The sequence below is a fragment of the Caballeronia sp. RCC_10 genome (assembly GCF_041360715.1).
GTDB lineage: Bacteria > Pseudomonadota > Gammaproteobacteria > Burkholderiales > Burkholderiaceae > Caballeronia > Caballeronia grimmiae.
On record NZ_JBFUPT010000070.1, the window covers coordinates 1 to 7,361 of the forward strand.

Annotated in this window: 5 protein-coding genes and 1 pseudogene; 2 read left to right on the top strand and 4 right to left on the bottom strand. The window is 58.4% G+C overall.

The annotated features are described in order from the left end of the window. Window positions 1-433: 433 nt before the first annotated feature. Window positions 434-1,318, bottom strand: a complete 885-nt coding sequence (locus AB6804_RS31100) for a DUF4105 domain-containing protein (protein WP_370889723.1) — start codon at window positions 1,316-1,318, stop codon at window positions 434-436. Window positions 1,319-2,073: 755 nt separating this feature from the next. Between AB6804_RS31100 and AB6804_RS31105 the strand changes: the two genes are divergently transcribed. Both AB6804_RS31105 and AB6804_RS31110 read left to right on the top strand, forming a co-directional pair. Beyond that, window positions 2,074-2,364, top strand: a complete 291-nt coding sequence (locus AB6804_RS31105) for a hypothetical protein (protein ID WP_370889724.1) — start codon at window positions 2,074-2,076, stop codon at window positions 2,362-2,364. After that, on the top strand, window positions 2,346-3,596 hold the full coding sequence (locus AB6804_RS31110; protein WP_370889725.1) for a patatin-like phospholipase family protein: 1,251 nt from the start codon (window positions 2,346-2,348) through the stop codon (window positions 3,594-3,596). The genes AB6804_RS31105 and AB6804_RS31110 overlap by 19 nt, the downstream gene beginning before the upstream one ends. Before the next feature lie 212 nt (window positions 3,597-3,808). Here AB6804_RS31110 and AB6804_RS31115 read toward each other — a convergent pair whose 3' ends face one another. The 3 genes and pseudogenes from AB6804_RS31115 to AB6804_RS31125 all read right to left on the bottom strand — a co-directional run bounded on the left by AB6804_RS31115 (window position 3,809) and on the right by AB6804_RS31125 (window position 6,837). After that, window positions 3,809-4,435 (bottom strand): tyrosine-type recombinase/integrase, encoded by a 627-nt coding sequence (locus tag AB6804_RS31115; protein WP_370889726.1) that lies wholly within the window; start codon window positions 4,433-4,435, stop codon window positions 3,809-3,811. 534 nt (window positions 4,436-4,969) lie between these two features. After that, window positions 4,970-5,778: pseudogene (locus AB6804_RS31120) on the bottom strand (transposase); the annotation flags it as partial. A 213-nt stretch (window positions 5,779-5,991) separates the two neighbouring features. After that, a complete protein-coding gene (locus AB6804_RS31125; RefSeq protein WP_370889727.1) occupies window positions 5,992-6,837 on the bottom strand; it encodes a hypothetical protein in 846 nt (281 codons plus the stop codon). Window positions 6,838-7,361: the final 524 nt, after the last annotated feature.

Here is a 7,361-nt window from a genome sequence, read left to right on the forward strand (position 1 = left end):
CGTTGTTCAGGCATCCAAGGTTAACCGTTTCGAAGAAAAGTAAACAGCCCTTCCGAGCTCTTTTTGAACTGGCCTTTAAGAGAGCAGCGAAGGTTCGATTCCCAGGTGTAGCGGACCTTCGGGTGTCCGATCGAGTTGCTGGCCGAACGGCCGTTCATGGCCCGACGGATAGGGGTAGGAAACGGCAGTCGCCGTCCCCTCCCTCCGAACCCGGTGTGCAGTTCTCCCGCGAAGGGCTCTCCAGTCAGTCGTTTCCACATCGGGATCGGCGCGCCAATCGAAAGGCCACCTTCGATGAGCGCGGCGTGACGTGCCGCTGGAAGGACTACCGTGCAAAGGGAAAGCTGGCAGGCCGCGACCCGCGCGCTTCGGTGCACTCCGGACGGGCTCGGCGCTTCGCAGGCAAAGCCTCTCCATAAGGCCATTATGATTCTCACTGCCCAATCGGCTGTCTGGAAACGTGTCGCGGGTTTGGCAACCCTTCCCGGATTCCCTGTGAAAAACCCGGATCTTGATCAAGGATTTTCGCTCGAGCGTTGATGTGACTGCGCCGACGCAGATCATCGAAGGGAAGTCGCGTATCGATATTGCCGTTCTCATAAAGCATCTCGTCCCCGTAGCCGTTTGCGAGCAGCCGCCAGTCGACGGGGGGCGCGTCCGCGATGGCGTTCTTGACGTGGCCATGAATACTCGTCGTGCAGTTGTTTACCAGTGCGTTGTAGAACCGCGGCGTTTTGACCAGCGCGTTCATGGTCGCGACATAATCCATCAATAGCGCCCGCGCCTGCTCGGGTGTCACCTTGAGCCTATAGAGATATACCTGCTCACCACGGTAGTTGGTCCGCAACCGGATAACGTCACGCTCGTCCGCTGCCACATAGATCAATTCATACTGTTTGAAGAATCCTTTGACGGCCGAGTACTCCTGCCCCTTACTCTTTCGGGTCTCAATGGAGATCGCAAGGGGCAACGAGTCTTCAAAATCCCAGCTCATGATGGTGTGCGCGATGGCAGGCGAGCCCCAGTAGGACATGAAGATGTCCAGTCCGCGAAGCTTCGAGAGATCGAAGGTGCGGTCTTCGTAGCGAGGTGTGAAGTCGGTCTCTGTGCGGTAGTCGAAGTTGCGAAGATTGTGGACCCTTAAGTAACCTCCATCGAAGTCGAACGATGCTAGTTTCACGACATCTGGCTGCCATTCGCGGTCACTGCTGGGTTGAAGCATGTTCCACCAGACGAGGATCGCAACGAGCCCCGTGCTCCAGACTGCAATCGCCCGCCAAGGCGGCCGAAGCCAAAGCAGCACGGCGAGGCTTACCAACGCGTAGACGGTTGCGATGCCACCTCGAATCCAGGTGGCTTCGACAGGCAGGGTGAAAAGCAGAACAAGCGCACCCCAATCCGGTCGCGACAGGAAGGAGCGGGGCCAGCATGGCGATGAATACGCGCTTCAACGGTTTTCCTTGCGCAGGTGCCTGTGCGGTGAGCGTTCCACTCGGTGACACGATAGCGCCCGGGCGCATCGGGTCCCGCGCATGGACCAGCGGGGGCAACGCATCGATCGATGGGAACAGCTTTCGGATCGTTCGATGTTCTGGTCCGCAGTGTAGAACTTCGCCTTGAGCGCCGTCGTGAGACGCACGTCTGGAGTCCTTGATCAGGCGCGTTGTTCCCGTTGCCCCTGAACAAGTTAGCCTACACCCTGCATGCCTTGCCGTGTGCAATGCCGCGATTGAGCCGGTCAATCGCCCATCCTTTGCACCGTTATTCTCGGTTCGTTTGGTTCTCGTTAGTCTTGCCGGTTCTTTTCGTTCGGTCGGGAATCTTCCAACCAGCAGGATAACTGTCATAGGGCAATCAGTCGGCCACCTCAGCCACGACGGCCAACTCTCCGGCCATGAATTGCACCGTAGCCCTATACATCTTTGTGAGTGCAGCAGGTATTGTGGCTGTATCGTTGGCACGGTACTGCGCTCCGGTGGGCGCCAAAGGGCGGCGCCGCTGGTCTGCCCGGATATCCCCTGCGCGCGCATATCGGCCAATCCAGGGGGCGCAGTTGCCCCTACGGACCGACACATGACTTTTCTGCGCATATCGCTGTTGTTCATTGTCGCGTTGCTGCTGCTCGGCGGCTGTGCAACACGGCCTATTAATCCACCGATCATTCAATATGTCCCGACCGAAGGGCCTCCATTCGAAAAGCTGGACCAGAATCGAGGCGACCAGCAAGACCTTGTCGTTCTGGCGTTCTCCGGCGGAGGTACTCGTGCCGCCGCACTCTCCTACGGGGTACTGAAACACTGCGGCGCATCCAGGTTGTTACCGCGTCGGGCAGACAGATCCGTTTGTTGGACGAAGTCGATGTGATCACTGGCGTCTCGGGTGGCAGTTTAACCGCACTGGCATATGGGTTGTATGGCGAGAAATTGTTCGACATTTACGAGAAGAGCTTCCTCAAACGCGACGTGCAGGGTGAGCTGGTTGCGCGAATCCTGAACCCCTTTAACTGGCCTGCCTTATCTTCCACAGGTTGGGGGCGTTCCGAACTGGCGGCGCAACTGTATGACGAAATACTGTTCAACGGCGCCACATTCGACGACCTCGATCGCGCGGGTGGGCCGGCCATTGCGGTAGGCGCGACGGAGCTTTCTACTGGATCACGAGTGGTTTTCCTGCAGCAGAATTTCGACGTCATGTGTGCGGAGCTTGGCCCGTTCAAGCTTTCTCGCGCCGCTGCGGCGTCGTCGGCCGTGCCTGTCGCACTGTCGCCTATCACGATCAACAACTACGGTGGTAGCTGCGGATACCACGAACCCGACTGGATTCGGCAGTTTACGCATACCTACAAGCCACCAAGGCCGGCCGGGCGCCTGCTGAAGCGCCTTCAGGAACTGCGGGAACTCGATGATGCCGAAGAAGACCGATATTTTCATCTTGTGGACGGCGCCGTTGCCGACAACCTCGGCCTTCGTGGCGTCCTGGACATCCTTGAAACGTTCGAGGCGTTGCGACTGGCAGGCCAACCAACGCCACTCGATCACGTGCGGAGAGTCATCATCTTCGTGGTCAATTCGGTGTCCACGCCGTCAACGAATTGGAACGCTTCGGAAAACCCGCCCAGCACGCTCGCTATCCTGAGCAAGGCGACCGGAGTGCCAATCGACCGCTATTCCAGTGAATCGGTGGAACTGCTGAAGGACATCGACGCCCGATGGACAGCCATGCGCGAAATAGGCAATTCCCTCGCGTTGGGAAAGAACCAGGATCCGAAGCTGGCCAAGCTTATAAACGTACCCAATGCTGACATCTATGTCATCCACGTGGCGTTTGAGGATTTGAAGGATAAGGCCGAGCGCGACTACTTCAATCAATTGCCGACATCGTTTGTGCTCCCCGCCGATGCGGTTGACCGCTTGCGCGCCGCTGCGGGCAAGCTCATCCTGGATTCACCTGACTTTCAGCAACTGTTAAAGATAGCGGGAGCCCGTATTGTTGATCTCTCGACTAGCAAGCCTTCGGGGGATCGCGCGGGAAGCGCTTCCGCCGGAAGCGGAGCACTTCCCATTCGATCCATTACAACACGCCGGAAATTACCTTGATCTCCGCGGTAGTGCGGACCGCAGCAAGCCAGCGCGCGAACCCCCACCTGCTGGAAGTCACGTAGCTCCGGTGTGGCCGACGACACCACAGACATGTTCCCGCGCACGAAGGGCCGCTCCCTGGTGCGGAGCCGACACTTAAACGTCCGAGTGAAAGCGTGGGCAAACGTCCGTAGATGGCCGGCAAGCGCCCGCTCGCCGGCCATTACCTATCAGACCTCCGTTTGCTCGGCCATCTCGAGCGCGTCGTCAACCTCAATTCCGAGGTAACGCACTGTACTTTCAAGCTTTGTATGGCCTACAAGTAATTGAACCGCCCGAAGATTTTTGGTGCGCCGATAGATCAACGATGCCTTCGTGCGGCGCATCGTGTGGGTGCCGTACGCCGCGTCATCCAGTCCAATCGAAGCGACCCAGCGATGGGCGATGCGAGCGTACTGCCGTGTCGACACGGGCGCCGACGCATGCAGCCGACTCGGAAACAAATAATCGGCTGGCCTCAGCCCCCGCGCTGAGATCCAGGCTGCGACACTCTGTCGAGTCTGCTCGGTGATTTCGAACTGCACCGGTCGTTGGGTTTTCTGCTGCATGAACGTCGCTCGTGAGACCACGTGGCTTCCCATGCAGATGTCCTGCACTTGCAGTCGCGTCAGATCGCATGCCCGAAGCTTGCTGTCGATTGCCAAGTTGAACAGCGCCAACTCGCGAACGTTGGATGACATCTGAAGTCTCGTCCGAATCGCCCATATTTCACGCAGTTTCAACGGAGGCTTCTGGCCAGTCAACCTCCCTTTGTTCCATGGCACGCGACGAGCGCTGAAAGAATTGAGCGTTTCCATGTCAACCTCCTCTTCAGTCAAGGGAGATCGATTGTGCGCGCGGCGCAGCGGTCGCTCTTCGACCCCCATCTGCCGTTCGACATGCGGTACGTCGAACGTCTCTTGACGGAGTGCAACGGCCTCTCGTTCGCCGTTGTCGCCGGCGCTTCGTCGGCCTTATATGAAGCTTTCCATAAAGCAGAGGATTTTTTGGTTAGCGATCGCGGCCGCGGCGGCATAACGGAGCCGGCCGCGATCATCCCGCGATCGGTAACTAAAAAACCATTTGTGCTAAGCCGCTCCGCAGGCGGTGACCGCTATGGGCGTTGAATGACCACCGCGGTTATTTCTGATGTCCAAGACGTGCAGCCGCAACCGGATTTCCAGCGATCGGTGGAAGCCTTGCTGACGAGAGATGAAGGAGAGGAAGCCTTAGCAGGCCCATAACCCGTTGTTTTGAGATATTCTGGCGCGTTCGCGGATCGAAGACACGAGTCCGGTCGCGTTTGCCTCGCCGGGAAAGGCAAACGTGTCTGGAAACGGGTGCAGTGGCAACTAAAGCGCATGGTCGGGACCTGGCGGGGCTCGTGGGAGGCTGCCGGGCATACCTTCAATGCGAAGCATGTTGCCCTTGCCGCACACGGGGCAGTCGCGCAGTGATTTGCCGGTGAGCCGCTGGTAACGGTCGCGGTAGTCTTCTCTGATGGTGGGTGATTCGGCGGCGGGCGTGTCGACGCCGAGCAGTTGCCGGCAGATAGCCAGGCGCTGCGCCCTGTGGCAGTTGGCGAGCCAGCCGTAGCTGCGGATGCGCTTGAAGCCGTCGGGCAGCACATGCAGCAGGAAGCGGCGGATGAACTCGTCGGCCGTGAGCGTCATGGTGCTGTGCCGGGCGTCGTGCCGGTAGTCCTTCCAGCGGAACTGCACGGCGTGTCCGTCGAAGGCGAGCAGCCGGTTGTTGGAGATGGCCACGCGATGGGTGTAACGGCCCAGGTAATCGAGCACGTGTTCCGCGCCGCCAAAGGGCGGCTTGGCGTAGACCACCCACTCCGCCCGTGCCGCGGGTGCAAGCCAGGCTGCAAATTCGACGGATCGCTCAGGGATTGGAACTGACCGTGCAGGCGGAGCCCGCCGGCGTCGTAAGCGCGACACAGCTGTTCGAGAAAGAGTCGCCGGAAGAGGCGCGAGAGGACCCGAACGGGCAGGAAGAAGCCGGGACGGCAGGCGATCCAGCGCTCGCCGTCCGGGGAGAGGCCGCCGCCCGGCACTACGCAATGCACATGAGGGTGATGCTGCAGATTCTGTCCCCACGTATGCAGGATCGTGAGGAAGCCGATCTCGGCACCCAGGTACTTCGGATCGGCGGCCGTTTCCTACCCCTATCCCATGACCCAATTCAGCCGACCAGCCTGCGCGGCCGTGGCTGGCGGCTTCCGAACGTACATCGGACGATCGATCGGTGCTAATGTCGGTGGACCAAGATCGACGCGGAGAGTGGCCGCGACGATGGCCCGACCACTCCATGCCGATCGCCGACCCAAGCCGGCTCTCCCCCTACGGTGGAACGCTCTCTCGCCGCTTTACGGCTTACGGACTAAGAGATGGGCGCCGTACGAAAGCAGTTCTTCGTCCTCCATTGATCTGAATCCTCGATTCAAGCGGGCCCTGGAGACGGGCAATACGTCCCATCGCTTTTGTTCAAGAATCTCAACTCTAAAACCAGCTTCTTCGAACGCTTCTCTGATCTGCCCCAGCCTGAGTCGGTTCGTATAAACGTTTGTATTCTTTACGAAACTACTCTCCCATGTCGCACTCGAGAAGCGAAGATGATTCAGGCTCCCAGCAAGCATGTCGCGGAAGTCCAGTAGATGCGAGCCAGTGCCCCCGTCCGCGGTTACGCGGTATAGCTCGCGTGCGAGCATTTTAAATTGGTCCAACGGAATATGCTGCAAACACGAGTGCGAAAATGAAAAATCCATCTCGCTGTCATTCAACTCGGAAAGGCTGGCGACGCCATCTGTTAGATACGTGCAGTGAAGCGCGCTAAGCAAGCTCGCCCATGAAAAATCTTCTGGAACGTCAAGCATGCGTTCGCCCTTGCTGCGGAGTTGGTCAACTAAGGCAATGTATGGATGCGGATCGGTTTCGGCAAATGGTCCTGCATCAATCAAAACGCTCCTTTCGAATCGCGTATATGCGTAGACCGCTGTGAAAAGAGAGTCGCCCGGCCCGAGTTCCAGAAGCGTCTTCGCCGTCGGATTGGCGTGACCAACGTGATGCTCGTAGACGCTTCGAGCGTAATTCGGATCCAGCATCGCGCCCAGTTTAAAGATCCCATGACGCCGCCAAAACGTGTATGGAACGCCCAGGTTCGCCGCGATCACTTTCGAAGCCAGCTTCGCCTGCCATGGAAAACGCGCGTGCATTTCCTATTCCTACGACGGATTATATTACCTTAGGAGTACAAGCCTTAGACGAAAGGTCCGATTACTGATCCCAGTCTCGGTCATCAGAGGTAAGTGTTGACCGTGGCAAGTACGGGAGGTGTCTGGCCCACTCCAGACGCCGAGACCGATGTATAAATCAGACGAAGATCCGATTGGCAAGGATCCGCAAGGTCCGATCTGCCTTGGACCCGCTATATATCGACGGCGCGGAGCCGAGACGCCGTTGAAGTTATGCCCCCTGTCCGCCTTTGAACATCTGGAATTACCCGAGGAACGCTTTGCTTACTGAATTCCCCACACTCTCGAACAATTCACATCGTCGACGATAAAGACCACTGTCCGCTGCACTTTGGGCAGTCGGCTACGCACGATGGCACTTACATTGCTCCGCATGATCTGGTGTCAGGCGGTCTCCCTCAGATCGCTAATTTAGGGACGGGACAAGTTGCGAGGGCCAGCGCGATGCAAGCTGTCAACGTTGCGCAAACCGGATTTGACATCGG

Bases quoted from the DNA above. Each gene is read 5' to 3' on its own strand.
- AB6804_RS31105 (WP_370889724.1), top strand. From the start codon at position 2,074: ATGACTTTTCTGCGCATATCGCTGTTGTTCATTGTCGCGTTGCTGCTG.
- AB6804_RS31115 (WP_370889726.1), bottom strand. From the start codon at position 4,435: ATGGAAACGCTCAATTCTTTCAGCGCTCGTCGCGTGCCATGGAACAAA.
- AB6804_RS31125 (WP_370889727.1), bottom strand. From the start codon at position 6,837: ATGCACGCGCGTTTTCCATGGCAGGCGAAGCTGGCTTCGAAAGTGATC.